This window comes from Streptomyces sp. NPDC093089 (genome assembly GCF_044754405.1).
GTDB lineage: Bacteria > Actinomycetota > Actinomycetes > Streptomycetales > Streptomycetaceae > Streptomyces.
Genome location: NZ_JBIVPA010000003.1, coordinates 70,409 through 96,741 on the forward strand (window position 1 = coordinate 70,409; position 26,333 = coordinate 96,741).

At 73.7% G+C, this 26,333-nt stretch carries 23 protein-coding genes; 9 read left to right on the plus strand and 14 right to left on the minus strand.

Annotated elements, in window-relative coordinates; all coding sequences use genetic code 11:
- Positions 1–22: 22 nt before the first annotated feature.
- The 3 genes from ACIQFX_RS07305 to ACIQFX_RS07315 form a co-directional block, all read right to left on the minus strand.
- Entirely contained in the window at positions 23–2,293 is a 2,271-nt protein-coding gene (locus ACIQFX_RS07305; protein ID WP_402459720.1) for a collagenase, read from the minus strand.
- A gap of 202 nt (positions 2,294–2,495) precedes the next feature.
- Positions 2,496–4,856, minus strand: a complete 2,361-nt coding sequence (locus ACIQFX_RS07310) for an FtsX-like permease family protein (RefSeq protein WP_402459722.1) — start codon at positions 4,854–4,856, stop codon at positions 2,496–2,498.
- Positions 4,853–5,590: an ABC transporter ATP-binding protein gene (locus ACIQFX_RS07315; protein WP_402459723.1), complete on the minus strand. Its 738-nt coding sequence runs from the start codon at positions 5,588–5,590 to the stop codon at positions 4,853–4,855. The genes ACIQFX_RS07310 and ACIQFX_RS07315 overlap by 4 nt, the downstream gene beginning before the upstream one ends.
- A gap of 202 nt (positions 5,591–5,792) precedes the next feature.
- Here ACIQFX_RS07315 and ACIQFX_RS07320 point away from each other — a divergent pair, with 202 nt between their 5' ends.
- The gene (locus ACIQFX_RS07320) at positions 5,793–7,076 is read left to right on the plus strand and encodes a sensor histidine kinase (protein WP_402459725.1); all 1,284 of its coding nucleotides are present in this window, start codon (positions 5,793–5,795) and stop codon (positions 7,074–7,076) included.
- Between the two features lie 10 nt (positions 7,077–7,086).
- On the plus strand, positions 7,087–7,779 hold the full coding sequence (locus ACIQFX_RS07325) for a response regulator (protein WP_402459727.1): 693 nt from the start codon (positions 7,087–7,089) through the stop codon (positions 7,777–7,779).
- A gap of 11 nt (positions 7,780–7,790) precedes the next feature.
- Here the strand turns inward: ACIQFX_RS07325 and ACIQFX_RS07330 are convergent, their stop codons facing one another.
- Genes ACIQFX_RS07330 through ACIQFX_RS07345 form a run of 4 tightly spaced genes read right to left on the minus strand, consistent with a single transcriptional unit; the run spans position 7,791 to position 11,951 of the window.
- Positions 7,791–8,867 carry an acyl-CoA dehydrogenase family protein gene (locus ACIQFX_RS07330; protein ID WP_402459729.1) on the minus strand — a complete coding sequence of 359 codons (1,077 nt, stop codon included), beginning with the start codon at positions 8,865–8,867 and terminating at the stop codon, positions 7,791–7,793.
- Positions 8,864–9,895, minus strand: a complete 1,032-nt coding sequence (locus tag ACIQFX_RS07335) for an acyl-CoA dehydrogenase family protein (RefSeq protein ID WP_402460664.1) — start codon at positions 9,893–9,895, stop codon at positions 8,864–8,866. The genes ACIQFX_RS07330 and ACIQFX_RS07335 overlap by 4 nt, the downstream gene beginning before the upstream one ends.
- Positions 9,895–11,064, minus strand: coding sequence for an acyl-CoA dehydrogenase family protein (locus ACIQFX_RS07340; protein ID WP_402459731.1), 1,170 nt, complete (start codon positions 11,062–11,064; stop codon positions 9,895–9,897). Before ACIQFX_RS07340 ends, ACIQFX_RS07335 begins: the two co-directional genes overlap by 1 nt.
- Entirely contained in the window at positions 11,064–11,951 is an 888-nt protein-coding gene (locus tag ACIQFX_RS07345) for an enoyl-CoA hydratase (RefSeq protein ID WP_402459733.1), read from the minus strand. Before ACIQFX_RS07345 ends, ACIQFX_RS07340 begins: the two co-directional genes overlap by 1 nt.
- 45 nt (positions 11,952–11,996) lie before the next feature.
- Here ACIQFX_RS07345 and ACIQFX_RS07350 point away from each other — a divergent pair, with 45 nt between their 5' ends.
- From ACIQFX_RS07350 to ACIQFX_RS07370, 5 genes are all read left to right on the plus strand, one after another.
- Positions 11,997–13,163 carry an acyl-CoA dehydrogenase family protein gene (locus ACIQFX_RS07350; RefSeq protein ID WP_402459735.1) on the plus strand — a complete coding sequence of 389 codons (1,167 nt, stop codon included), beginning with the start codon at positions 11,997–11,999 and terminating at the stop codon, positions 13,161–13,163.
- Positions 13,160–13,954 carry an SDR family oxidoreductase gene (locus ACIQFX_RS07355; RefSeq protein ID WP_402459736.1) on the plus strand — a complete coding sequence of 265 codons (795 nt, stop codon included), beginning with the start codon at positions 13,160–13,162 and terminating at the stop codon, positions 13,952–13,954. Before ACIQFX_RS07350 ends, ACIQFX_RS07355 begins: the two co-directional genes overlap by 4 nt.
- Entirely contained in the window at positions 13,951–14,574 is a 624-nt protein-coding gene (locus ACIQFX_RS07360; protein WP_402459738.1) for a TetR/AcrR family transcriptional regulator, read from the plus strand. Before ACIQFX_RS07355 ends, ACIQFX_RS07360 begins: the two co-directional genes overlap by 4 nt.
- A 3-nt stretch (positions 14,575–14,577) precedes the next feature.
- Positions 14,578–15,735: an acetyl-CoA C-acetyltransferase gene (locus ACIQFX_RS07365; protein ID WP_402459739.1), complete on the plus strand. Its 1,158-nt coding sequence runs from the start codon at positions 14,578–14,580 to the stop codon at positions 15,733–15,735.
- A 139-nt stretch (positions 15,736–15,874) separates the two neighbouring features.
- Positions 15,875–17,275, plus strand: coding sequence for an IS4 family transposase (locus ACIQFX_RS07370; protein ID WP_402459741.1), 1,401 nt, complete (start codon positions 15,875–15,877; stop codon positions 17,273–17,275).
- Here ACIQFX_RS07370 and ACIQFX_RS07375 read toward each other — a convergent pair.
- The 5 genes from ACIQFX_RS07375 to ACIQFX_RS07395 form a co-directional block, all read right to left on the minus strand.
- Positions 17,272–17,697, minus strand: a complete 426-nt coding sequence (locus ACIQFX_RS07375; protein ID WP_402459742.1) for a hypothetical protein — start codon at positions 17,695–17,697, stop codon at positions 17,272–17,274. The two genes, ACIQFX_RS07370 and ACIQFX_RS07375, sit on opposite strands and share 4 nt — an antisense overlap.
- A 445-nt stretch (positions 17,698–18,142) precedes the next feature.
- A complete protein-coding gene (locus ACIQFX_RS07380) occupies positions 18,143–19,207 on the minus strand; it encodes an NAD(P)H-dependent flavin oxidoreductase (protein WP_402459744.1) in 1,065 nt (354 codons plus the stop codon).
- Complete coding sequence (locus ACIQFX_RS07385) at positions 19,204–20,001, minus strand: CoA-transferase subunit beta (protein ID WP_402459746.1); 798 nt, start codon at positions 19,999–20,001, stop codon at positions 19,204–19,206. Before ACIQFX_RS07385 ends, ACIQFX_RS07380 begins: the two co-directional genes overlap by 4 nt.
- Positions 19,998–20,846: a CoA transferase subunit A gene (locus tag ACIQFX_RS07390; RefSeq protein ID WP_402460666.1), complete on the minus strand. Its 849-nt coding sequence runs from the start codon at positions 20,844–20,846 to the stop codon at positions 19,998–20,000. The genes ACIQFX_RS07385 and ACIQFX_RS07390 overlap by 4 nt, the downstream gene beginning before the upstream one ends.
- A 14-nt stretch (positions 20,847–20,860) precedes the next feature.
- Positions 20,861–21,787 carry an enoyl-CoA hydratase family protein gene (locus ACIQFX_RS07395; protein ID WP_402459748.1) on the minus strand — a complete coding sequence of 309 codons (927 nt, stop codon included), beginning with the start codon at positions 21,785–21,787 and terminating at the stop codon, positions 20,861–20,863.
- A gap of 78 nt (positions 21,788–21,865) precedes the next feature.
- On the opposite strand from ACIQFX_RS07395, the gene ACIQFX_RS07400 reads away from it, so the two are divergent.
- The gene (locus ACIQFX_RS07400; RefSeq protein ID WP_402459749.1) at positions 21,866–22,642 is read left to right on the plus strand and encodes an SDR family oxidoreductase; all 777 of its coding nucleotides are present in this window, start codon (positions 21,866–21,868) and stop codon (positions 22,640–22,642) included.
- 49 nt (positions 22,643–22,691) lie between these two features.
- Positions 22,692–23,603, plus strand: a complete 912-nt coding sequence (locus ACIQFX_RS07405; RefSeq protein WP_402460668.1) for an SDR family oxidoreductase — start codon at positions 22,692–22,694, stop codon at positions 23,601–23,603.
- Between the two features lie 90 nt (positions 23,604–23,693).
- Here the strand turns inward: ACIQFX_RS07405 and ACIQFX_RS07410 are convergent, their stop codons facing one another.
- Together ACIQFX_RS07410 and ACIQFX_RS07415 are read right to left on the minus strand one after the other, a co-directional pair.
- Positions 23,694–24,746, minus strand: coding sequence for an ABC transporter ATP-binding protein (locus ACIQFX_RS07410; protein WP_402459750.1), 1,053 nt, complete (start codon positions 24,744–24,746; stop codon positions 23,694–23,696).
- Complete coding sequence (locus ACIQFX_RS07415; protein ID WP_402459752.1) at positions 24,743–26,332, minus strand: ABC transporter permease; 1,590 nt, start codon at positions 26,330–26,332, stop codon at positions 24,743–24,745. Before ACIQFX_RS07415 ends, ACIQFX_RS07410 begins: the two co-directional genes overlap by 4 nt.
- Position 26,333: the final 1 nt, after the last annotated feature.

Consider the following 26,333-nt stretch of genomic DNA (forward strand, 5'->3'; position numbering starts at 1 on the left):
ACGGGCACCGGCGAACGGTTCGCTACTCGGACCGGGTGGTGAGGCTCACCCCGCTGAAGTCCTGTGCGGCGGCGAGGCTGAAGTAGACCCAGCCGGAGGGCGGGTTGTCGATGGTGAGGGTCTCGCCGTTGCCGGCGTTGGTGGACCTGGCCTGGTAGCTGCCGGTGGTGGCCCAGCTGCCGCCGCCGTAGTACAGGTCGGCGTTACCGGTGCCGCCGCTGCTGGTGATGGTCAGCTTCCTGACGCCGGCCGGCAGGTGGACGAAGTGGTAGCTGTAGTTGCCGGCGGAGGCGGCGAGGCCGTCGCGGCGGCAGTTCTGGTCGAACTGACGCGCGTCGCCGAGGCTGCAGAGGGGGGCGGGGGCGGCCGTGGCCTCGGGCAGCGGACCGCAGTCGTTCGTCGCGCAGTCGGTCGTGAGCCAGGTCGCGAAGTCCGCGTCGTACCGGGTGCCGACGGTCTGCTTCAGGAAGGTGCGGGCGCCGGTCCAGTCACCGGTGCGGTAGGCGCCGAGCACGGTCCGGACGTCCGCGGGGTGCTTCTGGAGCATGTAGCGGACCGCGAGCCAGCCCCAGCGGTAGACCCGGTTCGAGTTGACCTCCGGGTCCTCGTCCTGGCCGTAGACGGTGTCGAACAGGTCGCTGAGCCTGTACGTCCGCTTGCCGGCCTCGGCGATGGCGTCGGCGTTGCGCTCGCCGCGGTAGCCGAACGAGATGTTCTCGGCGATGCCCTCGACCCACCAGATGGTGGGCGTGGTGATGCCCGCCTCGAAGTCGCCGTACATGTTGTAGCGGCCGTCGAGGTAGTGGGTGTACTCGTGGTTGAGGTTCCAGATCTGGAAGTCCGGGCGCAGCCAGTGGGCCTCGTGGGCGATGAAGCGGGCCTGGTTGCCGGGAACGGACGGGTTGCCCTCCTCGTACATGCCGCCGTTGTCGACGTCGATGTTGTAGATGGCCCAGGCGTACAGCGCGTACTGGGTGTAGTCGTCGAAGACGACGACCTCCAGGTTCGTGTTCACGTCACCGGGGATCGCGCCCTCGTCGCCGATGATCCGGTGGAAGTAGGCGTCCTGGTCGACCAGGCTCGTGCAGGTGCTCGCCAGCTGGTCGGGGGACATGTCCTGCGCGCGGATCTTCAGCCCCGGGTTGCAGGTGTGCTGGGTGGGCAGGACCAGGGGCAGCACGCGCTCGCCGAGGTCGCAGATGGCGTAGGCGGCGCAGTTGTTCCGGTCGTACTGGCGCGTGTACCAGCCCAGGTTCATGGTGATCGGCGCGGTGGGGCCGACGTTCGGGTACCGGTTGATCAGGTCCTTGAGGAGCGGGCGGACGCGGTCCTTGAGCTCGGGGACGTCGAGGGCGTGGCCGAGGTGGCGGCCGACGTTGCTGACGACGTCCAGGCGGTTCAGCTGGGCGCCGTTGCGCGTGATGAACCCGGCCCAGGTGTCGAGGATGGCGGGGTCGGCCTTGAGGGCGGCACGCCAGCCGCGGTCGTCGTCCGCGGCCTTGAAGCCGTTCGAGACGACCCACTCGACGTGCTGCATCGCCAGGTTCATCTGGCCGGGCCACGTGCCGTCGTAGCCGCCGAGCATCCACTTGACGACACCGGCGTACCGGCCCGCCTCCCGGGTGCTGTCGATCAGCGTGACGACCTCGTTGAGGATCTCGCCGTTGGCATCCGTGACGTCCTTGCTGCGCGGCGACGCGAAGAAGGCGTCGAGCGCCCCGCGCGACGCGCCCTTCAGGGCCGTTCCGTAGCCGCCGACGGCGTCCGCGTTGTTCTCCTGCACGTAGTAGCCGGCGCGCAGGAACATCACCAACTGGCCGGTGGAGGCACTGTTGTTGCCCGCGTACCGGGCGGAGTCGTCGCGCAGCGCGTCGGCGACGGTCACCATCTGGGCCTCGCGGAAGGCCTTCCGCGCGTTCTCCCCGGTGAGGTTGAACAGCGGGTAGGTACAGCTGATCCGGGGGAGGGCCTTCAGCTGCTGCACCAGCGCCGCGCCCGTCGCGTTGACGACGCCGGACAGGTCGCCGCACGCGTCGGCCGCCGCGGCCGCCGACCACTTGCCGGTCTTGGCGGCCGGTGCGGGCGCGGGCGCCTGTGCGGACTCCTCGGTCCCGTCCTGTGACGAGAGCCGGAAGCGGGGGTTGGCGCTGATCGCGTGGGGCGACTTGGGCACGGGGATCGCCCGGGGCGCCGAGGCGGCGGCGCCCGCGTGCGCACCGGCCCCGGCGGCCGGGTCCACGGGCGCGGCCTGGCTCTGCGGTGCGAACAGACCGAGGGTCATGCAGATGGCCACGCCGAGTACGGGAAGTCTTCGCGCGCCGGTCTTCGATATCCGGAAGGGATGCATCTGTGGGGGCCTCCGGGGCCGTTGGGGCCACGTGCTGGGCGAACAGCACGGGGCAGTTGACATGTGACGTGTAAAATTTCACATGTCGCATGGTTCTGGAAGACCTCCGGCAGGATTCGTCGTGGACGGCTCGGGCCCCCCCCGAGGACTACTCGCTCCGCAAGGCGGCGACCGTGGAGGCCCGCGCGGCACGCACCGCGGGCCCGAGCGCACCGATCACGGCGATGAGCGGCCCGCCGAGCGCCAGCAGGACCAGATCGGTCGTCCCGTACACCCGGAGGACGACGTCGGGCAGGCGAAGCCCGGCCCCTTCGCCCATGGCGGGAGTGATCACGGAGTGCAGGGCCGCACCGAGCGGCACGCCGATCGCACCGCCGACGAGCCCGGTCGCGACCACCGAGGCGACGACCATCGCGACGGTCTGCCGGGGCACCATGCCCAGCGCCTTGTGGACACCGAGGTCGCGGACCCGCTCGCGGACGTCGAGGACCACGCCGTTGAGGACGCCCACGGCGGCGACGGCGACCAGCATCAACGTGAGGACCGCGGTCAGCGAGTTCAGGACGGCCACCTGGTCGCTGCCACCGCCCGCCCCACCGGCCGCGGCCGAGCCCCCCAGCGGCCGCAGCGCGGCGTTCAGCTCGGCGACGTACGCCGACACGTCCGTGCCCGGTCGCACCGCGAGGTGATGCGAGACGGCCGGCAGGTCGGGCTCCGCGGCGTCGAGGGTCGCCCGGTCGGTGAAGACCCGCCGGCCCTCGTCGCGGGTGTCGAAGACCTCCCCGACGATGCGCACGGTCACCGGAGTGCCGCGATCGTCCAGCCGGACGGTGTCCCCGACCCTCGTCCCGGTCGCCGCCAGGAACGGCGTCGGCACCACCGCCTCGCCCGGCCCCGCGATCCAGCGGCCCGCGACCATCTCGTAGCCGCCCCAGGACGCGTCGCCGGTGAACGCGACGACCTCGACCGATCCGGCCACGCCGGGGACCGTCACCCGCGTGACGGAGGTGGCGTAGGACGCGCCGGTACCGGGCCGGTCCTCGATCGCGGCCTCGATCGCGGCCGCGTTCCCGGCCGACCCGGCCCCGGTCGGCGACCCGCCATCCGGTACGGGTGGGGCGCCGGGCCCGGGGACGACCACGGTGACGTCGGCCGCGGCGTGCTCCCGCGCGGTCAGCACCTCGCCGAGCGACGCACCGAGACCGACGGCGAACGTGACGGCCGCGGTGCCGAACGCCACCGCCACGCACACGGCCGCCGCACGCGCCGGACGGGCGAACGGGAAGACGAGCCCGAGGCCCACCGGCCTCGGCAGCGGAAGACGAGCCCCGAGCCGGGCGGCCCACCGGCCGCGGCCGGGCGACGGAACCCGCCCGACGGCGAGCGCGTCGACGGTCCGCAGCCGCCCGCCCCGCCAGGAGGCGGCCCCCGCCGTGAGCGCCACGAGGCCGAGCACGCCCGCGGCCACGGCGGCGTCGACCCCGGGAGCCACGGTCGGACCGGTCGTGCCGTAGGCGTCCGCGGCCTCCGAAAGCACCGGCACGGCAAGGAAGTTGCCCGCCAGGACGCCCAGCGCCGCACCGATGCCGGCCGGGACCAGCGCCTGCCCCAGGTACGCCGCCACGACCTGCCCCGGAGTGAGGCCCACCGCCTTGAGGATCCCGATCCGCCGCGCCCCGGAGCCGACCGCGCCCGCGACGACGTGACCGACGACGAGCACCGACATGACCAGGCCGAGCACACCGAACGCCACGAGGAAGGGAACGAACAGCGCGGTCTCGCGGTCGGCCGTCCTCTTGACGGTGAGCCAGGACAGCGCACCGGCGACCGCACCCGCCGGAACCGCCGCCGTCACCGCGTCGCGCCCCGCCGACACCTCGCCGTCGGTCGCCGCGCGGTCGAGGCGGTAGAGCATCTCGTACCCCGCGGCGCCCCCGGACGTCCTGAGCCCGTCGATCCGGGAGGGAGACACCCAGGCGTCCGCGCTGCGGGTCACCGAGCGGGCCACGCCGACCACCTCGAGTTCCGGGGCCCCGGGGACCTCGGGCAGCCGGAGGCGCAGGCCCACCACGGGCATGACCCGCGCGTCGGCCGACAGCACGACCTCGCCGGGCCGGGTGGCCCAGCGCCCTTCCACCAGCGCGAGGGCGTCGACCGCGGCCTCCGGCCCGGAGCGCCCGGCGAACGTCAGCGGCGGCAGGTCCTCGACCCCGTCGACGCGGGGAGTGAGGGAGACCGTCGGGAACGGGCCCGACACCGCGGCGATCCCGGCGCCGTCGGCGGTGGCGCGCAGTCGAGCGGCCGACGTCCCGTCCACGTCGAAGAGCACGGTCAGATGGGCGCCGCGCTGCCGGGCGAAGGCCTGGTCGAAGGGCGCGCCGGAGACCGCGAGGAGGGAACCGCCGAGGACGGACGCGGTGACCGCCATCATCACGGACAGGCCGACCACCCACGTCTGCAGCCGACGGCGTCCCGTCCCGGAACGCACGATCCTGCCCAGCGCGCTCATCGGACGCCCTCGGCCGCCTCGGCGGCGACGTCTTCCCCGAGGCCGCCGCCGGCGCGGTCGGAGACGACCCGTCCGTCGCGGAGCCGGACCGTGCGGTGCGTGCAGGACCGGGCGAGGGCGAGATCGTGGGTGACGAGCACGACGGTCTGGCCGTCGGCGTTCAGGTCGGCGAGCAGGCGGCTGACGTCCTCTCCCGCGGCGGTGTCCAGGGCACCCGTCGGCTCGTCGGCGAGCAGGAGCGGCGGCCGGTTCATCAACGCCCTTGCCACGGCGACGCGTTGCCGTTCGCCACCGGACAGCCGGCCGGGGTAGGCCCGCGCGTGCCGGTCGATGCCGAGCGTCTCCAGCAGCTCCGCCGCGCGGCGACCGGCCTCGCCGCGCGCCATGCCCGCCAACTGCGCGGGCAGGAGGACGTTGTCGGTGACGGTCAGGTCGTCGAGCAGGTTGAAGAACTGGAACACCATCCCGATCGTGGTGCGCCGGTACCGGGCCGCCGCCGCCTCTCCCAGTCCGTCGACGCGTACGCCGTCCACCGTGACGGACCCGGTGTCCGGGCGGTCGAGCCCCGCGATCAGGTGGAGCAGGGTGGACTTGCCGCTCCCGGACGGTCCGAGGATCGCGACGGCCTCGCCCCTCCGCACGGTCAGCGACACCTCCCGCAGGGCCGGTGGGCCCTCGGACGACCCGTCGTATCGGCGGTTCACATCGCACAGTTCGATCAGCGGGGTGGACAAGGCGCTCTCCTCGGGTCCGTACATCCGGCCCGTCGGACGCTAGGCGCGTGCCCGCTGCGGGCGCGTCGTCATGCCGTGCCGTTTCGCGTCCGCCGCGGTGACGAGAACCCGCCGGGTCCTCCCCGAGGCGTAGACGTGAGGCGTACGCCCGATGCGACCCGAGGAGGGTGTGCCGGGGGAGGGGGTCGGCGACAATGGCGCGATGAACCGCACGTCACCGGCGGCCCGGCTGCGCGACGGGGTCGCGCAGCTGAGACGCCCGACCGGACCGCTGCCGCGGCCGACCAGGCCGGGCCTGGCGTTCGACGCGCTCCTGGCGCTGTTCCTGTCCGCCGTGCTGCTGTCGTACGCCGTGGACCAGGGGCCGGAACGGATGCGGGGCGCCCGGGACGGCATCGCGCCGCTCGTGCTCGGTTCGGAGACGGCGACCACGGCCGCCGTGATCGCCCTGACGGTCCTCGCCTCGGCGCCCCTGGTGCTGCGCCGCAGATACCCCCTGGCCGTGCTGTGGACCGTGACGGCGGCGACCGCGCTGACGCCGTACGACGCCCAGCGGATCACCTTCTACGCCGGCGTCGTCGCGGCCTACACGGCGGCCGTCTACAGCCCCTACCGGGTGGCCACGCTGTCGAGCCTCCCGGCGCTGCTCCTCGCCAACGGGTCGATCACCCACCTGGAACTGCTGACGGTCTCGTCCTCGGTCCCCACCAAGTACGTCCCCCTCATGGTCCTCGTGCCGCTCGTCCTGGCGGCGAACGGGATGCGCACCTGGAAGGTGCGCACCGCCGAGAGCCGGGCACGGGCGGCCGCCCTCGCACGCGAACAGGCCGAAGGGATCCGCCGCGCCGCCGAGCGGGAGCGGGCCCGCATCGCCCGCGAACTGCACGACGTGGTGACCCACAACGTCAGCATGATGGTGATCCAGGCCGGTGCCGCCCGCACGGTCCTGGACACCGCCCCCGACCGGACCCGCGAAGCCCTCCTCGCCATCGAGGCGAGCGGCCGGACGGCGCTGTCCGAACTGCGGCACACGATGGGGCTGCTCACCATGGACGCCGAGGACGCCGCCGCCCCGGCCACCGCGAACCTCGACCCGCAACCCGGCCTCGACCAGCTGGAATCCCTGGTCGCCCGGGTGCGGCACGCCGGCACTCCCGTCACCCTGCACGCCACCGGTACCCCGCGCGACGTGTCTTCCGGCATCAGCCTCGCCCTCTACCGGGTGGTGCAGGAGGCACTGACGAACACCGTGAAGCACGCGGGCGGCGCCAGCGCGGCCGTGACCCTCGACTACGGCCCCGACCGCCTGCGCGTGGAGGTCACCGACACCGGTGGCAGCCCGCGCGCCGCCGCCGCGACGGGAAACGGGCGCGGACTGATCGGGCTGCGCGAGCGGCTGGCGGTCTACGGCGGCACCCTGCACACCGGGCGCCGCCTCACCGGCGGCTACCGTGTCACCGCACGCGTACCCCTGGAGACGGCGTGAGGGAGACAAGGTGAACGACCCCCTGCGCGTGGTCATCGCGGACGACCAGGCGCTCGTCCGCGCCGGCTTCCGGATGATCCTGGAGGCCCACGGCATCGACGTGGTCGCGGAGGTGCCCGACGGCGCCGCGGCCGTCGACGCCGTCCGCCGCACCCGGCCCGACGTGGTCCTGATGGACATCCGCATGCCGGAGACGGACGGCCTGGAGGCCACCCGGCGCATCCTCACGGGCGCAGCCGACCAGCCGCGCGTGATCATCCTGACCACGTTCGACCTCGACGAACTCGTCTACGAGGCCCTGTCCGCGGGGGCGAGCGGCTTCCTCCTCAAGGACGTCACCCCCGAGCACCTCGTGGCCGCGGTCCACCTGGTCCGCACCGGCGACGCGCTCCTCGCACCCACCATCACCCGCCGCCTCGTCGAGCGCCACGCGCGCACCGCCCCGGCCGGCGAGCCGGCCGACCTGCACCGCGACCTGGCGGTCCTGACCTCCCGTGAACGGGAGGTCCTGCGGCTGCTCGCGCAGGGCCTGAGCAACGCCGAACTCGCCCAGCGCCTCTACCTGTCCGACACGACCGTGAAGACCCATGTCGGCCGCATCCTCGCCAAACTGGGCCTCCGCGACCGCGTCCAGGCCGTGGTGACCGCGTACGAGACGGGACTCGTCACGGCCCGTTCCCCCTCCGCCGGGGAACGGGCCTGACTCCCACGCCGTCACGTCGTCGCGGGCAGGCCCAGGTCGGCCGCCAGGCGGGCGCGGTGCCAGGCCGGCGTGCCGAAGAGGTGGGACGAGCCGTGCGCGCGCTTGAAGTAACGGTGGGCGTCGTGCTCCCAGGTGATGCCGATGCCGCCGTGCAGCTGGATCGTCTCGGCGGCCACCGCCGAGAACGCCTCCGAGCAGGCCGACTTGGCTGCGGCCGCCAGGCGGGGCAGCTCAAGGGCACCCGCGGCGGCGGCGAAGGCCGCGCCGAGCGCTGCCGAACGCGCCGACTCCACCTGGACGTACGCGTCCGCGAGGCGGTGCTTGACCGCCTGGAACGAGCCGATGGGGCGGCCGAACTGGATCCGCTCGCCCGCGTACGCGAGGGTGAGCTCCAGACAACGCGCGGCGGCGCCGACCTGTTCGGCGGCGAGCGCCGTGCAGGCCAGGTCCAGTACGTGCGCGAGCACGCGGGCGCCCTCGCCGACGCCGCCGACGAGCCGGCCCTCCGCCGCGGTGAGGACGACGCGCGCCTGCGCCCGCGTGGAGTCCATCGTCACGGTCGCCTCGCGGTGTACGCCCGCGCCGTCGCCGGGCACCTCGAAGAGCGAGACCCCCGCGTCCGAACGGGCCGCCACGAGCAGCACCCCGGCCGCCGCGCCGTCCAGCACGTGCTCCTTGGTCCCGGTGATCCGCCACGTCCCCCCGGGCCCGGGGACGGCCTCGGCCCGTGGGGCGGACGGGTCCCAGGAGCCGTGCTCGGCCCACGCGACGGCCCCCACCACGGCCCCCGAGGCCAGTGACGGCAGGAGCCGCGCGCAGGCCTCGCCGTCGCCGGACGCGAGCAGCGTCTGCACCGCGAGCACCGCGGAGCCGAGGTACGGCACGGGGCTCAGCTCGCGCCCCAGTTCCTCCATCACGACGCCGACCTCCCGGGCCCCGCACCCGGCGCCGCCGTACTCCTCGGGGACGGCGAGCCCCGCGACGCCGACCTGCGTCGTCAGCGGCCGCCAGGCCGCGTCCTCCGGGTGGCGGTGGAGCACGGCCCGCACGGCGGACCGCAGTTCCTCCTCTTCCTCGGTCGGCCTCACGCTTCGGCTCCCGTCGTCGTCGCGGCGGCGCCGGGCCGGTCGAGGGCCTCGACGACGCGGGCGCGGCAGACCGCCGGGGTGCCCCAGGCGTCGCGGAGGGGCCGCGCCTTGCGGATCCACAGGGCGAGGTCCAGCTCCTCCGTGTAGCCGACGGCGCCGTGGAGCTGGAGGGCGGTGCGGGCGGCGGCGTACGAGGCCTCGCCCGCCGTGACCTTCGCCGCGGCGACCTCGGCGGACGCGTGGTCCGCTCCCCGTGCCAGGGCCAGCGCGGCGGAGTACAGCAGGGGCTGGGCGAACTCCAGGGCGATGAGCGTGTCGGCGAGGCGGTGCTTCACGGCCTGGAAGGAGCCGACGGCGACGCCGAACTGGGTGCGCTGCCGGACGTACGCGACGGTCCGGTCGAGGAGGGCGCGGCCGAGGCCGAGGGACTGGGCCGCGGTGGCCAGGGCGGCGACGTCGGCGGCGTGCGCGGTCGCGGCGGTCACCGCCGGGCCGCGCGCGAGGACGGTTCCGCCGAGCGGGCGGGCCAGCCGGCGCGCGGGGTCGGCCGAACGCTGGACCGGGCCGGCGGCCTCCGCCAGGCGCACGGTGTCGCCCTCGACGACGAGGACCGCGTCGGCGGCGTCCGGGTCCAGGGCGTAGGGGCCGCCGAGGGCGGGCACGCACAGCGAGACGACCGCCTTGCCGCCGGCGATCTGCGGCAGCAGCGTGGCGGCCCCGGCGTCTGCGAGCCGGTCGAGCAGCGCCGCGGCGGCGACCGTCTCCACCAGCGGTCCCGGCACGGCGTGCCGACCCAGTTCGGTGAAGGCGACGGCCAGGTCGACCGGCAGGGGGCCGAGGCCGTCGTGCCGTTCCGGTACGGCGAGGGTGAAGACGCCCGCGTCCGCGAGCCGCGTCCAGAGCGCGCGGCCCGGCGCGGTGTCCCCGGCCGCCCAGGCCCGTACGGCGCCGGGGGTGTCGGCGGCCGTGAGCATGGCGTCGAGGGAGCGGGCGAACTCCCGCCGCTCGTCGTCGAGGAGGAACCGCATCACCGGCGTCCCTTCGGGAGGCCGAGCAGCCGCTCGGCGATGATGTCGCGCTGGATCTCGTTGGTGCCGGCGTAGATCGGTCCGGCGAGCGAGAAGGTGTGGCCTTCGGCCCAGCCGCCGTGCGCGGGCGCGTCCGGGGCCTCGTCGGACAGTTCGCCGTACGGTCCGAGGAGGTCGAGGGCGGTCTCGTGGAGGGCGATGTCGAGCTCGGACCAGAAGACCTTGTTGAGGCTGGACTCGGCGCCGATGCCCTCTCCGGCGGCGATCCGCGAGGCGTTGGCGTAGGTGAACAGCCGGTAGGCGCGGGCGCCGATGACGGCGTCGGCGACCCGGTCGCGCACGGCGGTGTCGGCGGGGTCGGCGTTCTCCCGCCACAGCGCGGTGAGCCGCTCGGCGGCGGCCGTGAACCGGCCGGGGCTGCGCAGGGTCAGCCCCCGCTCGTTGCCCGCGGTGCTCATGGCGACCCGCCAGCCCTGCCCCGGTGCGCCGATCACGTCCCCGTCGGGCACGAAGACGTCGTCGAGGAAGAGCTCGGCGAACGCGGGCTTGCCGTCGAGGCGTCCGACGGGGCGTACGGTGACCCCGTCGGCGTCCAGCGGGAACATCAGGTACGTCAGGCCCTGGTGCGGCCGTCCGGCGTCGGGGTCGCTGCGGAACAGGCCGAAGGCGCGGTCGGCGAAGGCCGCCCGGGACGACCAGGTCTTCTGCCCGTTCAGGAGCCAGCCGCCGTCGGTCCGTTCGGCGGTGGAGCGCAGCGAGGCGAGGTCGGAGCCGGACTCGGGCTCGGACCAGGCCTGGGCCCAGACGACCTCGCCGCTCGCCATGGGAGGCAGGACGCGGGCGCGCTGCTCGTCGGTGCCGTGCTCGAAGAGGGTGGGGGCCAGGAGGTTGATGCCGTTCTGGCCGACCCGGCCGGGTGCGCCGGCCGCGTAGTACTCCTCCTCGAAGACCAGCCACTGGACGATCGAGGCGCCCCGGCCGCCGTACTCCTCGGGCCAGGAGACCGCCGACCAGCGTTCCGCGAACAGCGTCCGCTCCCAGGCGCGGTGGGCGGCGAAGCCCTCCCGCGTCTCCAGGGAGGGCAGGGGGGTGTCGGGCACGTGGGCGGTGAGCCAGGCGCGGGCCTCGGCCCGGAAGGCGTCGTCCGCCGCGGAGAGGTCGAGGTCCATCAGGCTCCCGCCTTCCGGGGGTGGGGGCGTTCCCCGGAATGCCGCAGCATCGCGCGGAGGTCCACGCCGCCCAGCGCGTCGGCGGCGGTCTCGGCGTTGTGCGCGTGCGCGAGGTGGTGCAGTCCGAAGACCGAGTCCATCCCGGTGTGCAGGCCCTGGAGGTCCTCGGCCTGGTTGACGGCGCGCTTGGCCAGGGCGAGGCCCATGCGGGGCATCTCGGCGATCCTGGCCGCCAACTCCATGGTCCGCTCGGCGAGTTCCCCGGTGGGGACGACGCGGTTGACCATGCCGACCTCGTAGGCGCGCCGGGCGTCCATCCGGTCGCCGGTGTAGAGGAACTCCTTGGCGACGCGTGGTGGCATCACCCAGGGGTGGGCGAAGTACTCGACGCCGGGGATGCCCATGCGGACCACGGGGTCGGCGAAGAACGCGTCCTCGGCGGCGACGATGAGGTCGCACACCCACGCGAGCATCAGGCCGCCGGCGACGCAGGCGCCCTGCACGGACGCGACCATCGGCTTGGGCAGTTCGCGCCAGCGCCGGCACATGCCGAGGTAGACCTCGGACTCGCGGGCGAAGCGGCTCTCTGCGCCCCGCTTGTCGGAGTGGTCCCACCAGAGCCCGGCCCTGCGGTCGAACGGGAGGTGGGCGTCGCGCTCGGGGGTGCCGATGTCGTGGCCCGCGGAGAAGTGCTTCCCGGCGCCGGCGAGCACGACGACCTTCACCTCGTCGTCGTCGGCCGCGCGGTAGAAGGCGCGGTCGAGGGCGTACGTCATCGCGGAGTTCTGGGCGTTGCGGTGATCGGGCCGGTCCATGGTGACCACGGCCACCGGGCCTCGGCGTGTGTAGCGGACCGGTTCCGTGGACGCGGTGCGGGCAGCGGACATCCGCCCTCCTTCCCTAACAAGTGTTTGGTAGGTTAACGTACGGCCATGAGCGACGTCGAGGAGTTCCGCAGAGAGGTCCGCGGCTGGCTGCGGTCCCACCTCGCGGGCGAGTTCGCCGCCCTGCGCGGCCGCGGCGGCCCCGGACGCGAACACGAGGCGCACGCCGAACGCCTCGCCTGGGAACGGCACATGGCCACCGAAGGGTGGACCTGCGTCGGCTGGCCCGAGGAGTACGGCGGACGCGGCGCGACCCTCGAACAGCAGGTCGCCTTCCACGAGGAGTACGCCCTCGCCGACGCCCCCGCCCGCGTCGGCCACATCGGCGAACAGCTCCTCGGCCCCACCCTGATCGCCTTCGGCACCCCCGCACAGCGCGAGCGGTTCCTCCCGCCGATCGTCGCCGTCGAGGAACTGTGGTGCCAGGGCTACTCGGAGCCGGACGCCGGCTCCGACCTGGCCAACGTCAGGACCCGCGCCGAACGCGACGGCACGGACTGGACCGTCACCGGGCAGAAGGTGTGGACCTCACTCGCGCACGAGGCCGACTGGTGCTTCGTCGTCGCCCGCACCGAACCGGGATCGACCCGCCACCGCGGCCTGTCCTACCTCCTCGTCCCCCTGGACCAGGCCGGCGTGGAGATCAGGCCCATCGTCCAGCTGACCGGCACCTCCGAGTTCAACGAGGTCTTCTTCGACAGCGCCCGCACCCACGCCTCCCACATCGTCGGCGACCCCGGCGACGGCTGGCGGGTGGCCATGGCCACCCTCGGCTTCGAACGGGGCGTCTCCACCCTCGGCCAGCAGGTCGGCTTCCGCCGCGAACTGGAAGCCCTCATCGAACTCGCCCAGCGCAACGGCGCCGCCACCGACCCGCTGATCCGCGACCGCCTCGCCCGCGCCTGGATCGGCCTGGAGACCATCCGCTTCAACGCCCTCCGCATGCTCGGCGGAGCCGCCGCCGGAGCCCCGGGACCCGAGGCGTCCATCGGGAAGATCTTCTGGGCCACCTGGCACCGGGAACTGGGCGAACTCGCCATGGACGTCTGCGGCGCCGACGGCATGCTCGCCGCCGGCGAGCCCTACGACCTCACCGACTGGCAGCGGCTCTACCTCTTCTCCCGCTCCGACACCATCTACGCCGGCTCCAACGAGATCCAGCGGAACATCATCGCCGAACGCGTCCTCGGCCTGCCCAAGGAGGCCCGCCCGTGACCACCCCGCACACACCTCCGCCCTACGTCCCGGGCCACGGCCTGCTGGCCGGCCGCACCGCCGTCGTCACCGCCGCGGCCGGCGCCGGCATCGGCGGCGCCACCGCCAGACGACTCCTGGAAGAAGGCGCCCGCGTCGTCCTCTCCGACGCCCACGCCCGCCGGCTCAAGGAGTCCGAGGCCGAGCTGGCCCGGGAGTTCGGCGCCGACCGGGTCGCCGCCCTGCCCTGCGACGTCACCGACGAGGCCCAGGTCGGCGCGCTGCTCGACCTCGCCGCCGAGCGCCACGGACGCCTCGACATCGTCGTCAACAACGCGGGCCTCGGCGGCACCGCCGACCTCGTCGACATGGCCGACGAGCAGTGGGACAAGGTCCTCGACGTCACCCTGAACGGCACCTTCCGCTGCACCCGCGCCGCCCTGCGCCGCATGAAGGCCGCGGGCACCGGGGGCGTCGTCGTCAACAACGCCTCGGTGGTCGGCTGGCGCGCCCAGCGGGGACAGGCCCACTACGCCGCCGCCAAGGCCGGCGTGATGGCCCTCACCCGCTGCGCCGCCCTCGAAGCCGCCGCGTACGGCGTACGGGTCAACGCCGTCTCCCCGAGCCTCGCCATGCACCCCCACCTGGTGAAGGTCACCACCCCGGAACTCCTGGAGGAACTCACCTCCCGGGAGGCCTTCGGACGCCACGCGGAGCCGTGGGAGGTGGCCAACGTGATCGTCTTCCTGGCCAGCGGCTACTCCTCGTACCTCACGGGCGAGGTCCTCTCCGTCAGCAGCCAGCACCCGTGAGACCGGCGCCGGAACGGCGCCGCCAGATCCTGGACACGGCGGCCGAGGTCTTCGCCGCCCAGGGGTACGACGCCACCACCGTCCGCCGCGTCGCCGACGCGGCCGGCCTGCTCGCGGGCAGCCTCTACTACCACTTCGACTCCAAGGAGTCGATGCTCGACGAGATCCTCCGCGCCTTCCTGGACGAACTGTGGGCCCGCTACGACGCCGTGCTCGCCGCGGCGCTCGGCCCCCGCGAGACCCTGGAAGCCCTCGTCACCGAGTCGTTCCGGGAGATCGACCGGCACCGCGCCGCCGTCGCCATCTACCAGAAGGAGTCCGGGCACCTGCGCGAGCAGCCGCGCTTCGGCTACCTCGCCGGCGCGCAGCGGAGGTTCGAGGAAGCCTGGCTCAGGACCCTGGAACGCGGCGTGGCCGCCGGGGTCCTCCGCACCGACCTCGACGTCCGGCTCACCTACCGCTTCGTGCGCGACACCGTCTGGGTCGCCGCGTCCTGGTACCGGCCGGGCGGACGGCACAGCCCGGAGGAGATCGCCCGCCAGTACCTGTCGATGGTGCTGGAGGGCGTCGCCCTCCGTGACGGACACCGGACACACGAACGCCGTACGAACAAGGAGTGACCCATGGCCGAGGCCTACATCGTCGAAGCGGTACGCACCCCGGTCGGCCGGCGGAACGGCGGACTGTCCGCCGTCCACCCGGCCGACCTCGGCGCCCACGTCCTGAAGGAGCTGATGGAGCGCGCGGGCGCCGACCCGGCCGCCGTCGAGGACGTCGTCTTCGGCTGCCTGGACACCGTCGGCCCGCAGGCCGGCGACATAGCCCGCACCGCCTGGCTCGCCGCCGGACTGCCCGAGGAGGTGCCCGGCACGACCGTCGACCGGCAGTGCGGCTCCTCCCAGCAGGCCCTGCACTTCGCCGCCCAGGGAGTCCTCTCCGGCACCCAGGACCTCGTGGTGGCGGGCGGCGTGCAGAACATGTCGATGATCCCCATCGCCTTCGCCGGCAGGCAGGCCGCCGCCCCGCTCGGACTGACCGAGGGCCCGTACGCCGGCTCCGCGGGCTGGCGCGCCCGCTACGGCGACCAACCGGTCAACCAGTTCCACGGCGCCGAACTCATCGCCGCCAAGTGGGGCATCTCCCGCGGCGACATGGAGGAGTTCGCCCTGCGCTCGCACCGGCGGGCCGCCCGCGCCATCGACGAGGGCCGCTTCGACCGGGAGATCGTCCCGTACGGGGACGTCACCACCGACGAGGGCCCGCGCCGCGACACCACCCTGGAGAAGATGGCCGGCCTGAAGCCGCTGGTCGAGGGCGGCCGGCTGACCGCCGCGGTCTCCTCCCAGGTCTCCGACGGGGCCTCGGCGATGCTGATCGCCTCGGAGCGCGCCGTCCGGGAACACGGTCTGACGCCGCGGGCCCGGGTCCACCACCTCTCGGTGCGCGGCGAGGACCCCATCCGCATGCTGTCGGCGCCGATCCCGGCGACGGCGTACGCGCTGAAGAAGGCCGGGATGACCCTCGACGACATCGACCTCGTGGAGATCAACGAGGCCTTCGCCTCCGTCGTCCTGGCCTGGCTGAAGGAGACGGGCGCCGACCCCGAGAAGGTCAACGTCAACGGCGGTGCCATCGCCCTCGGCCATCCGCTCGGCGCGACCGGCACCAAGCTCACCACCACGCTGCTCCACGAACTGGAGCGCACCGGTGGCCGCTACGGCCTCCAGACCATGTGCGAGGGCGGCGGCCAGGCCAACGTGACGATCATCGAGCGCCTGTGACGCCGCCCCCGTCCGGGCGGCCGAAGAGCCGCCGCCGCACCGCGTGATCGGTGCGGGGGCCTCCCGGGGTCAATGCAGTTGCCTTTGAGTCGCGGAGATCGTTGCCCCGCGTGTGACGGGGTGGGGTGCGGGCCAGCGTGTGCGGATCGGGATCTTGACGAAGGTGTTCACCGCCGAGCTGGTGGACGCGGCGATAGCCAAGCACGACCGGGCCGAACGGCGCCGCCGACTTCTGTCGGCCCGGTTGGTCGTGTACTTCGTCCTGGCTCTGTGTCTCTTCGCCCGGGAGTCGTACGAGGAGGTGCTGCGGGCGCTGACCAGTGGCATCCCGGGCAGCCGGGCCGTCGCGGGGGTGAACCGGTCGTCGTTGTCCCGGGCTCGCGCCCGTCTCGGCGAGGACGTGCTGGAGACCGTGTTCCGCCAGGTGGCCGGTCCGCTGGCCACCCCGGCCACACCCGGAGCGTGGTGGCGAGGACTGCGGCTTCTCGCCCTGGACGGCACCCAGTTCGATCTCCCGGATTCGACGAGCAACGGCGACACCTTCGACGGCCCCTCCACCACCGGCGGCGTCCCCTTCGGGTTCCCTCAGGTCAGGGCCGTGGTCCTCGCGGAGATCGGAACGCACGGAGTCATGGATGCCCGCCTCGGCGGCTATCGCGATGGCGAGCGCAGCCTCGCCTACCTGCTGGCCGGCTCCACCGGCCCTGGCGACCTGGTCATCGCTGACCGCGGCTTCTGGTCCGTCGAGTTCGCTCACGTCTTCACCGTGGCGGGCGCTGATTTGCTGGTCAGGCTCCAGTCCAACCACCTCGGCACCGTCCAGGAAGAACTTCCGGACGGCTCGTACCTGTCGATGGCGCGACCGGGAAAGGAGGTCCGGCTCCGAGCCGCGCGAGAGGGCCTGAGGCTGCCTCAGCATGTGATCTACCGGGTCATCACCTTCGCCAAAGACGACAAGATCGCCTACCTCGGCACGACACTGCTGAATCCCGAGCAGTACCCGGCCGCCGAGCTGGTCGCGCTCTACCGCGAACGTTGGGAGATCGAGCTCGCCTTCGACGAGATCAAGAACCACCTCGGTCCGGGCGGGCCGATCAGGTCGCGGACGCCGGAGGGCGTCCGGCAGGAGCTGTGGGCCTACCTCGCGGTTCACCAGGCCATCCGCCAGTTCGCCCACACGGCTGCGCTCGCCCGGCCGGTCCTGGATGCCGACCGCGTGTCCTACCTGAGATGCGTGCGCATCATCCGCCGCAGCATCCCTTCCCAGTTTGCAGCGTCCACGACCAGGCTCACCCGCTCCTATGTCGAGGCCGGGCGCGAGGCACGCAGCCGTCTTCTCCCGGCGCGCCGCAGCCGGGACTGCCCACGAGCGATCAAGAAGCCCAACCGATGGCCGGTGCTGAGGACCCGTGCCAGACGCGACACCGTGCAGCCTGGCCGCTGGGCGCACAACCCGACCGCGAAGCAGAAGAGCACCCGCCGGGCCGGACGACCCGCGCAGAAGAATGTGCAAGCTCTGTCATCGCCCGCCGGTCCCTAATCGGGCTGTGCCAGCGCTTCGTCCCAGACGTTGCCGCCGTCTGCCCAGGTCCATAGCCACTGGCGCAGCGATGGCGCCGCATACCGCAGGCCGTCATGAGGGCCCTGACCCCAGTCCGGTTCCCAGCCGTCGGCATCCCAGAGCAGTACCGGGTGATCAACCGCAATCAGGGAGACGTACCACTCCATCGTGCAGCCGCCGCCCGTCAAGAAGAACCACGACGCCGACGGTCCCCACCCAGCCCGCTTGGCGTGGATGGTCGTCGCGCAATGCCAGTCCGGCAGATGCCAATGCGGAACACGGCGCGGCGTCAGCGACGCGATGCCGCCCTCCGGCCCGAACCCCCCGTCGCCAACCTCTGTGTAGATGCGGCGGAGCAATCGAGGCAGGGGATACCCGAGGCTGCGTTCAGCAAGGTCCACTTCTGTGTTCGTAAGAGGCGGAAACGGCTGATCCGGGAGACACCCACGAGAGGCGGGCACGCTCTGCGAGCCCCACGCGAGTGCGTGCAGCCTCTCCAGAAGCTCGTCGTCGTCCGCAGCAGTGCGGTGCGCAGCATCGGTCACGTGCCGGGACTGTAGTACGCGCCGCTTCTTCGTCGGCCCGCCAGGCCAGGCGAGATGCCCGTCAGTACGTCCCCGGCAATCACCGAAGGTCGGAGCCAGCCTGCTTTCAGGCCGTCTCCCGCCACACAGCCCTAAGGCAACTGCATTGGCCTCCCGGGGTCCCCGCACCGCACCGCTCGATCCCCGCCTCGATGCCGAGGGGGAGCGGGACACGGGGAGCACGGCAGGAGCACGGCAGAAGTCCGCCGGGGTGCCGTCACCCCGGCGGACTCGTGAGACGCGGTCGGTGGAGCGGGCGGGGTCAGCCGGTGGCGGGGAGGGCGTCGAGCGCGGCCCGCGCCTCGGCCATGAGGCGGTCGACGAGTTCGGCGCACGACGGCAGGTCCTCGATCACTCCCGCGACCTGCCCGGAGGCCATGACACCCAGGTCCGTCCGGCCGTCCACCATGGACGCCTTGAGCAGCATGGGCGTGTTGGCGGCCAGCAGGACCTGGCTCCACGTGAGGTCCTTGCCGTGCCTCATCGCCGACCCGTCACGGACCATCGCCGCCCAGGTCATGCCGGACTCGCGCCGGAAGGCCGACGCGTGCCGGACGGCCCGGAGCAGCGAGGACACCCGGCCCGATCGCTCCAGGGCGTCGACGAGTTCCGTGCGCAGCATCCGGTGCGGCAGGCCGTCCACCTTCGTGGTGACGGTGACGTCCCGCACCGTCGCCGCGAGGTAGCGGGCCTTCACCGCGTCGGGGACGGTGCTGTCGGAGGTGAGCAGGAAACGCGTGCCCATCCCGATCCCGGCCGCGCCGTACGCCAGCGCCGCGACCAGACCGCGCCCGTCGTGGAAGCCGCCGGCCGCGACGACCGGGATGTCCACGGCGTCCACGACCTGCGGGAGCAGCACGGTGGTGGCGACGCTGCCGGTGTGGCCGCCGCCCTCCCCGCCCTGCACCATCACCGCGTCGGCGCCCCACGCCGCGACCTTCTCGGCGTGCCGTCGGGCTCCGACCGACGGGATGACGACCACCCCGGCGTCCTTGAGCCGCGCGATCAGCTCGCGGGACGGCGCGAGCGCGAAGGAAGCGACCCGCACGCCCTCGTCGACGACGACGCGCACGCGCTCGGCCGCGTCCCCGGCGTCCGCCCGCAGGTTCACGCCGAACGGCGCGTCCGTACGGGACTTGACCTCGCGCACCGCGGAGCGGAGCTGATCGACGGTCATCGTCGCCGACGCCAGGATGCCGAGCGCGCCCGCCTCGGCGGTCGCCGAGACCAGGCGGGGGCCCGCCACCCACCCCATGCCCGTCTGGACGACGGGGTGCCGCACCCCGACGAGTTCGGTGAGGCGGGTGGCGATCGTGACGTCGCTCATGAGCGCACCTCGCGGTCGCGCAGCGCCTTCGGGTCGATCTCCTCGCGGATCAGGCGCAGTTCCTCGACGGTCGGCTCGCGGGTGTACGGCACCTCGGCGGGCACGGCCAGCGCGAAACCCGTCGCCTCCGCGACCTGTTCGACGGTGACGCCGGGGTGCAGCGAGCGCAGCCGCATCGTACGGTCCGGGGTCTCGAAGTCGAAGACCCCCAGATCGCTGATGACTTCGGGGACGCGGTGGTAGCGGGTCGCGGTCGGACCGGCCGCGGCGGCCCGGTCGTAACCGACGCCGGACACCATGTCCACCCGCTCGACGAAGACGCGCGCCGAGTGCCTGGGGACCCAGTAACTCGTCGGGTTGTTCAAGGTGTTGACCGGCGCGCCCCGCACACCGAGGAGCTGGCGCGTCGGCCGCTCCCAGTCGCCCACGCAGCTGATGTTCTGGTTGCCGTACCGGTCGATCTGGCTCGCGCCCATCATGACGTGCCTGCGCCCGGTGGTGACCAGGGCCAGGTGCTGGCGGTACGGCAGCCAGCCCTCCACGACCCGGGGCGCGCCGCCGACGGCGGGCACGTCGGCGCAGAGCAGCGCCTCGCCGTCGGTCAGCAGCAGGTCGGGGGAGAAGGTGAGCCTCGCGAGGCGGGCGCCGATCATCGGGACGGTGCCCATCGGGCTTGCCAGGACCTCGCCCGCGCCGCGCCACGCCTCGGCGCAGGCGACGACGCAGTACTCGGCCCGCGTCGCCGTCGTGGTCGTGCCGGTGCCGGTGCCGGTGCCGGTGCCGGTGCCGCTCATGCTTCCTCCTCGTGGAACGCCGCGACCGCGGCCTGGTAGGCGTCCTCGTCGCCGGACAGGAACCGGGCGGTGAAGGCCCGCCACTCCTCCGGGTCCTTGGCCGCCTTCGCGTACGCCCGCTGGAAGACCTCGTCGCGGTCGTGGTCGGGGGCGCAGGAGGTGAAATGCGCGCCGTTCGGCGTCTCGACGACCCCGTCGACGAACGCCCGCTTGAGCAGCAGCGACTGCGGTCCCGCGTCCTTCAGCAGCTCGGAGGTCTCCACGATCCGCTCGCACGAGACGTACGCGGCGTCGGCGGCCTCGCAGAACAGGTCGTCGAAGTACGGATCTGGGCCCAGGTACTGGCCGTTGCCGTGCGCGTCGGCACGGTTGAGGTGGACCAGCGCGGCGTCCAGGCGCAGCGCGGGCACCGCGACGAGCTCCTCGCGGTCTCCGTACGGAGACGCGACCGTCCGCAGCGACGGGTTGACGCTCATCACGTCCGAGGCGATCCCGGCCCGGACGGGCATGAACGGCAGCCGGTGCACGGCGGCGGTGAGCCCCCACATGACCATGGCCTCGTCCAGCTCCATCAGCTCGAAGTCGCCGCGCTGCCGGGCCGCGCAGAAGTGCGGCTCCAGGGGCACCGAGTCGAGCGTGGCGAACGCCGCGACCAGCTTGCGGATCCGCCCGGCCGCGGCCAGCAGCCCGACGTCCGGGCCGCCGTACGAGACCACGGTCAGATCGGTGACGTCCGACCGCAGCAGCGCCCGCACCAGCGCCATCGGCTTGCGCCGGGATCCCCAGCCGCCGATGCCGATCGTCATCCCGCTCCGGAGCCGGCCCACGACCTCCTCGGCGGTCATCGTCTTGTCCCTGCTCACGGCTGCTGCTCCTTGTCCGTGTCGGAGGCGAGGCCCTCGCGGGCCGCGTCGCTGCTCTTGCCGCTGCCGCTGCCGCTGCCGCTGCCGCTGCCGCTGTCCTGGCTGCTCTCGCGGCTTGTGCCGGCTGCGCTGTCCTTGGCGACCGAGCCGTCCTCGGCGACCGCGCCGTCCCCGCGGCCCGGGTCGTTCCTGCCGAACGAGTCGCGGACCCGGTCGGCGACGCCGCTCAGGTTGGCCTCGAAGGTGAAGCCCTGCTCGAAGCGGTAGCTGCGGCGGACGTCCACCGGATCGATGCCGTTGATCGCCGCCTTGGCGAGCCGGATCAGCTGCCCGTCCTTGGCCGCGATCTCCCGGGCAAGCTCCAGCGCCGCGTCGAGCAGCCGTTCGCGCGGGACGACCCGCCAGACCGAGCCGTGCCGGTGCAGTTCCTCGGCGGTGACCGTGCGCGAGGTGTAGTACAGGGCCCGCATGAGCTGCTGGGGGACCAGCCGGGCCAGGTGCGTGGCCGCGCCGAGCGCGCCGCGGTCCAGCTCGGGCAGGCCGAAGGTGGCGTCGTCGGAGGCGACGACCACGTCGGCGTTGCCGACCAGGCCGATGCCGCCGCCGAGGCAGAAGCCGTGCACGGCGGCGATCACCGGCACCTCGCAGTCGTAGACGGCGGCGAAGGCCTCGTAGCAGCCGCGGTTGGCGCCCAGGAGGGCGTCGTGGCCGGCCGTGCGCTGGATCTCCTTGATGTCGACCCCGGCGTTGAAGCCGCGGCCCTCCGCGGTGAGGACGACGCAGCGCACCTCGGGATCGGCTCCCGCGGCGCGCACCGCCGCGGCGAGGTCGTACCAGCCCCGTACGGGCAGGGCGTTGACCGGTGGGAAGTCGACGGTGACGACGGCGATGCCCTTGTCCGGGGCGGAGGTGGAGACACCCATGAGCAGATCAGCTACCTTTCCACCAAACGTTTGTTAGGTGGAAGATAGCAGCGGCTCGCGCGCTGCGGGAGGTGTCCATTGGCAGTCACCATCGATCTGTCGGGAACCGTCGCCGTCGTCACCGGCGGCACACGGGGCGTCGGCGCCGGGATCACCACGGCCCTGCTCGAAGCCGGCGCGGAGGTCGTCACCTGCGCCCGCAGGGCCCCCGGCAAACCCGTCGAGGCAGCCGGCCGCACCGCCCGCTTCCTCCCCGTCGACCTCCGCGACCCCGCCGCCGTCACCGACTTCGTCGACCGCGTCCGCGACGACCACGGAAGGCTGGACCTCCTCGTCAACAACGCCGGAGGAACCCCCTTCCGCATGCTCGCCGAAGGCGGAGCCGCACAGCAGGCCAGGGTCGTCGAACTGAACCTCGTCGCCCCGCTCACCGCCTCCCTCGCCGCGTACGAGGTGATGCGGCACCAACCCGGGGGAGGGTCCGTCATCATGATCGGCAGCGTCAGCGGCACCCGCCCCTCACCCGGCAGCGCCGCCTACGGAGCCGCCAAGGCGGGCCTGGACAACCTCGCCCGCACCATGGCGGTGGAATGGGCGCCCCGCGTACGCGTCAACACGCTCGTCCTCGGCATGGTCCGCACCGAACTGTCCCACCTCCACTACGGCGACGAGGACGGCATCGCCGCCGTCGCCCGCACCGTGCCGCTCGACCGGCTCGCCGACCCCTCCGACATCGGCGCCGCCTGCGTCTTCCTCGCCTCCCACCACGCCGCCTACATCACCGGCGCCAGCCTGCTCGTCCACGGAGGCGGCGAACGCCCCGCCTTCCTGGACGCCGCAACGGTCAACCACTGAGCCCACCCGAAAGGAACCCGCCATGACAGACACGACAGGTACGGCAGGCATGACAGGACTGTGCGCCGGGCGCGTCGTCATCGTCACCGGAGCCGGCCGCGGACTCGGTCGCGCACACGCCCTCGCCTTCGCCGCCGAAGGCGCCAAGGTCGTCGTCAACGACCTCGGCGTCGGCCTCGACGGCACCGGAAGCGGCAGCGGACCCGCCCAGCAGGTCGTCGACGAGATCACCGCCGCCGGCGGAGAAGCCGTCGCCCACGGCGCCGACATCGCCACCACCGACGGCGCCGCCTCCCTCGTCGCCAGCGCCCTCGACGCCTTCGGCCGCCTCGACACCCTCGTCAACAACGCCGGCTTCCTCCGCGACCGCATGCTCGTCAACCTCGACGAGGACGACTGGGACGCCGTCATGCGCGTCCACCTCAAAGGCCACTTCCTCCCCCTCAAGCACGCCACCGCCCACTGGCGCGCGGAAGCCAAGGCGGGACGCACTCCCGAAGCCCGCGTGATCAACACCAGCTCCGGTGCCGGCCTCCTCGGCAGCGTCGGCCAGGGCAACTACTCCGCCGCCAAAGCCGGCATCATCGGCCTCACCCTCGTCGCCGCCGCCGAAACCGCCCGCTACGGCGTCCAGATCAACGCCATCGCCCCCGCCGCCCGCACCCGCATGACCGAACGCACCTTCGCCGACACCATGGCCGCCCCCACCGGCGACGCCTTCGACGCCATGGCCCCAGAGAACGTCTCCCCCCTCGTCGTCTGGCTCGGCTCCACCGCCTCCGCCGGCGTCACCGGCCGCGTCTTCGAGACCGAAGCCGGCCGCATCACCGTCATGGACGGCTGGCGACCCGGCCCCACGGCCGACAAGGGCGCCCGCTGGACCCCCACGGAAGCCGGCGAAGCCGCCCTCGAACTCCTCGCCGCCTCCGAACCCCCCCACCCGGTCTACGGCACCCACTGACCCTTCTCCCGCGCCGCGCGCGTGGAGCGTCGTGCCCGTGAGACGGTGCACCCGCCCCCCCGCCGGACAGGACCCAGGGCGGTACGGCAGTCAGGTCAGGTCAGGGCCGGGATGCAGCGTCGCCTCGCCGGTGAGGAGGACGCCGACGCGACGGCCCGGGTCCACCTCCAGGGGGGTGGGGGTGCGGATGTCGACGGGGGTGTCGAGGCCGTCGACGGTGACGGTGACGAGGGCGTCGTGGCCGAAGAACCGGACGTCGGTGACGACGCCTTCGGCGTGGGAGCCGCCCGTGGCGGCGAGTCGGAGCTGCTCGGGCCTGAGGAGGACCAGGCCCTCGCGCCGGCCGCCGGGGGCGGCGGCCAGGGGGACGCGTCCCAGCGCGGTGGTGGCCGTGTCCCCGTCGGCGGTGCCGGGCACGAGGACGGCGTCGCCGACGAACGAGGCCAGCCAGGGGTCCACGGGCCGGTGGTAGAGCTCCTCCGGGGTGGCGCACTGGGCGACGCGGCCGGCGCGCAGGACGGCGACGACGTCGGCGACGGAGAGGGCCTCCTGCTGATCGTGCGTCACGAGCAGCCCGGTCGCCCCGCTGTCCCGGAGTACGGCGCGGACCTCCGCCCGCACCGCACCGCGCAGCCCGCTGTCGAGCGCGCTGAACGGTTCGTCGAGGAGCACGAGATGGGGCCGCGGGGCGAGGGCGCGGGCCAGGGCCACGCGCTGCTGCTGGCCGCCCGACAGCTCGTGCGGCATGCGGTCCCCGTAGCCGGGCAGTCCCACGAGGTCGAGCATCTCGCCGACGCGCGCCCGCCGGGCCTGGCGGTCGAGGTCCGTGAGGCCGAAGGCGATGTTCCTGGCCACGCTCAGGTGCGGGAACAGCGCGCCTTCCTGGGGGACGATCCCGATGCGGCGCCGCTCGGGCGGCAGGTGGACGCCGGGGCCGCCGAGGAGCCGGTCGGCGACGGTCACGGTGCCGGCGTCGGCCTTGAGGAAGCCGGCGATCACGCGCAGCAGCGTCGTCTTGCCGCAGCCGGACGGGCCGAGCACCGCGGCGAGGGCTCCGCCGGGTACGGCGAGGTCGAGCCCGTCGAGGACCGGCGCCTCCGGCCCGTACGCCTTGACCAGGCCGCTGACCTGGAGCTCGTTCATGTGCGGTGCCTTCCGAGGAGGTACGAGGGGACGGCCGCCAGCAGGATCAGCGCGGCGGCGTAGGGCGCGGCCGCGGCGAAGGAGCCCGTGCCGGTCTCGGTCCACAGCCGGGTCGCCAGGGTGTCCATGCCGGTGGGGCGCAGCAGCAGGGTGGCGGGGAGCTCCTTCATGCAGACGACGAAGGTGAGGGCCGCGCCGGCCGCGACGCCGGGGGCGGCGAGCGGCAGGGTGACCTCCCGCAGCACTCCGAGCGGCGTCCGTCCGAGGGAGCGGGCGACGTCGTCGAGGACGGGCGGCGCCTGGAGGACCGCGGCGCGGGTGGCGGCCACCGCGACGGGCAGGAACAGCACCGCGTACGCGCAGATCAGGAGCGGTGTCTCCTGGTAGAGCGGGCGGACGTAGCGGACGGCGAAGAAGACGAGCGCGAGGGCGACGGTGATGCCGGGAACGGCGTGCCCGGCGTACGCGGCCTGTTCGAGGAGGTGGGCGACGCGGCCCCGGTGCCGGGCGGCGATGACGCCGACCGGCAGGGCGAGCAGGGCGGTGAGGGCCGCGCCTCCCGCGGCCACCCCCAAGGTGGTGAGGGCGGTGCCGGTGAGCGTGGCCGGGTCCCAGGTGGCCGAGGTGCCGACGGCGAGCCAGTACCCGAGCGTGGCGAGGGGGAAGGCGACGGCCAGGGCGACGACGGCGCCGCACCAGGTGAGGGCGAGCGGCCGCAGTCGTCCGAGGGCGGCGGGCACGGCCCGCCGCGCGGTGCCGGTGCCGGCGCGGGCGTAGCCGGCACGGCCCCGGGTGCGGGTCTCGGCGGCGACGAGCAGGACGGTCATGACGACCAGGACGGCGCTGAGCGCGGCGGCGGGGGTGCGGTCGAAACTCGCGCGGTAGGAGGTGTAGATGCCGCGGGTGAAGGTGTCGTACCGCATGAGGGAGACGGCGCCGAAGTCGGAGAGCACGTACAGCGCCACGAGCAGACCGCCGCCGGCCGCCGCGGGGCGCAGCTGCGGCAGGGTGACGCGCAGGAAGGTGCGCAGCGGCCCGTGCCCGAGGGAGCGTGCCACTTCCTCGTGGCCGGGGTCGATGCCCCGGAGCGCGGCGGCGACCGGGAGGTACACGTACGGGAAGCTCGCCAGGGTCAGGGCGAGGGCCGATCCGGTGAATCCGGCGAGGGACGGGACGGCGGAGAGCCAGGCGAACGCGGTGACGTAACTCGGCACGGCCAGCGGCAGGGTGACGAGGACGGACCAGGCGCGGGCGCCGGGCAGGGCGGTGCGGACGGTGAGCCAGGCGAGCGAGACGCCGATGAGCAGGCATGCGGCGACGACGACGGCGGTCAGGCCGAGGCTGCGCAGGAGCAGTTCGCCGGTGCGCCCGTCGGCGATGACGTCCCACGCGTAGGCGGGGCCGTGTTCGAGGGCCCGGACGGCGAGGTAGCCGAGCGGAAGGACGGCGAGGAGGGCGGCCGCCGTGGCGGGCACGACGAGGATGGGGGAGGGCCGGCCGGTGGCGCGCCGCCGCCCGGCGGGTGCGGGGGCACCTGCCGGGCGGGAGACGTCGTCGGGCCGGACCGGGGCGTCCGGTGGTGTCATG

What these genes read in the sequence shown, in the direction of transcription:
- ACIQFX_RS07380 (WP_402459744.1), bottom strand. Translation starts at nt 19,207, where the DNA reads ATGAGCGACGTCACGATCGCCACCCGCCTCACCGAACTCGTCGGGGTG.
- ACIQFX_RS07405 (WP_402460668.1), top strand. Translation starts at nt 22,692, where the DNA reads ATGACAGGACTGTGCGCCGGGCGCGTCGTCATCGTCACCGGAGCCGGC.
- ACIQFX_RS07395 (WP_402459748.1), bottom strand. Translation starts at nt 21,787, where the DNA reads ATGGGTGTCTCCACCTCCGCCCCGGACAAGGGCATCGCCGTCGTCACC.
- ACIQFX_RS07335 (WP_402460664.1), bottom strand. Translation starts at nt 9,895, where the DNA reads ATGCGGTTCCTCCTCGACGACGAGCGGCGGGAGTTCGCCCGCTCCCTC.
- ACIQFX_RS07345 (WP_402459733.1), bottom strand. Translation starts at nt 11,951, where the DNA reads ATGTCCGCTGCCCGCACCGCGTCCACGGAACCGGTCCGCTACACACGC.
- ACIQFX_RS07320 (WP_402459725.1), top strand. Translation starts at nt 5,793, where the DNA reads ATGAACCGCACGTCACCGGCGGCCCGGCTGCGCGACGGGGTCGCGCAG.
- ACIQFX_RS07390 (WP_402460666.1), bottom strand. Translation starts at nt 20,846, where the DNA reads ATGACCGCCGAGGAGGTCGTGGGCCGGCTCCGGAGCGGGATGACGATC.
- ACIQFX_RS07350 (WP_402459735.1), top strand. Translation starts at nt 11,997, where the DNA reads ATGAGCGACGTCGAGGAGTTCCGCAGAGAGGTCCGCGGCTGGCTGCGG.
- ACIQFX_RS07340 (WP_402459731.1), bottom strand. Translation starts at nt 11,064, where the DNA reads ATGGACCTCGACCTCTCCGCGGCGGACGACGCCTTCCGGGCCGAGGCC.
- ACIQFX_RS07365 (WP_402459739.1), top strand. Translation starts at nt 14,578, where the DNA reads ATGGCCGAGGCCTACATCGTCGAAGCGGTACGCACCCCGGTCGGCCGG.
- ACIQFX_RS07310 (WP_402459722.1), bottom strand. Translation starts at nt 4,856, where the DNA reads ATGAGCGCGCTGGGCAGGATCGTGCGTTCCGGGACGGGACGCCGTCGG.
- ACIQFX_RS07415 (WP_402459752.1), bottom strand. Translation starts at nt 26,332, where the DNA reads ATGACACCACCGGACGCCCCGGTCCGGCCCGACGACGTCTCCCGCCCG.
- ACIQFX_RS07385 (WP_402459746.1), bottom strand. Translation starts at nt 20,001, where the DNA reads ATGAGCGGCACCGGCACCGGCACCGGCACCGGCACCGGCACGACCACG.
- ACIQFX_RS07410 (WP_402459750.1), bottom strand. Translation starts at nt 24,746, where the DNA reads ATGAACGAGCTCCAGGTCAGCGGCCTGGTCAAGGCGTACGGGCCGGAG.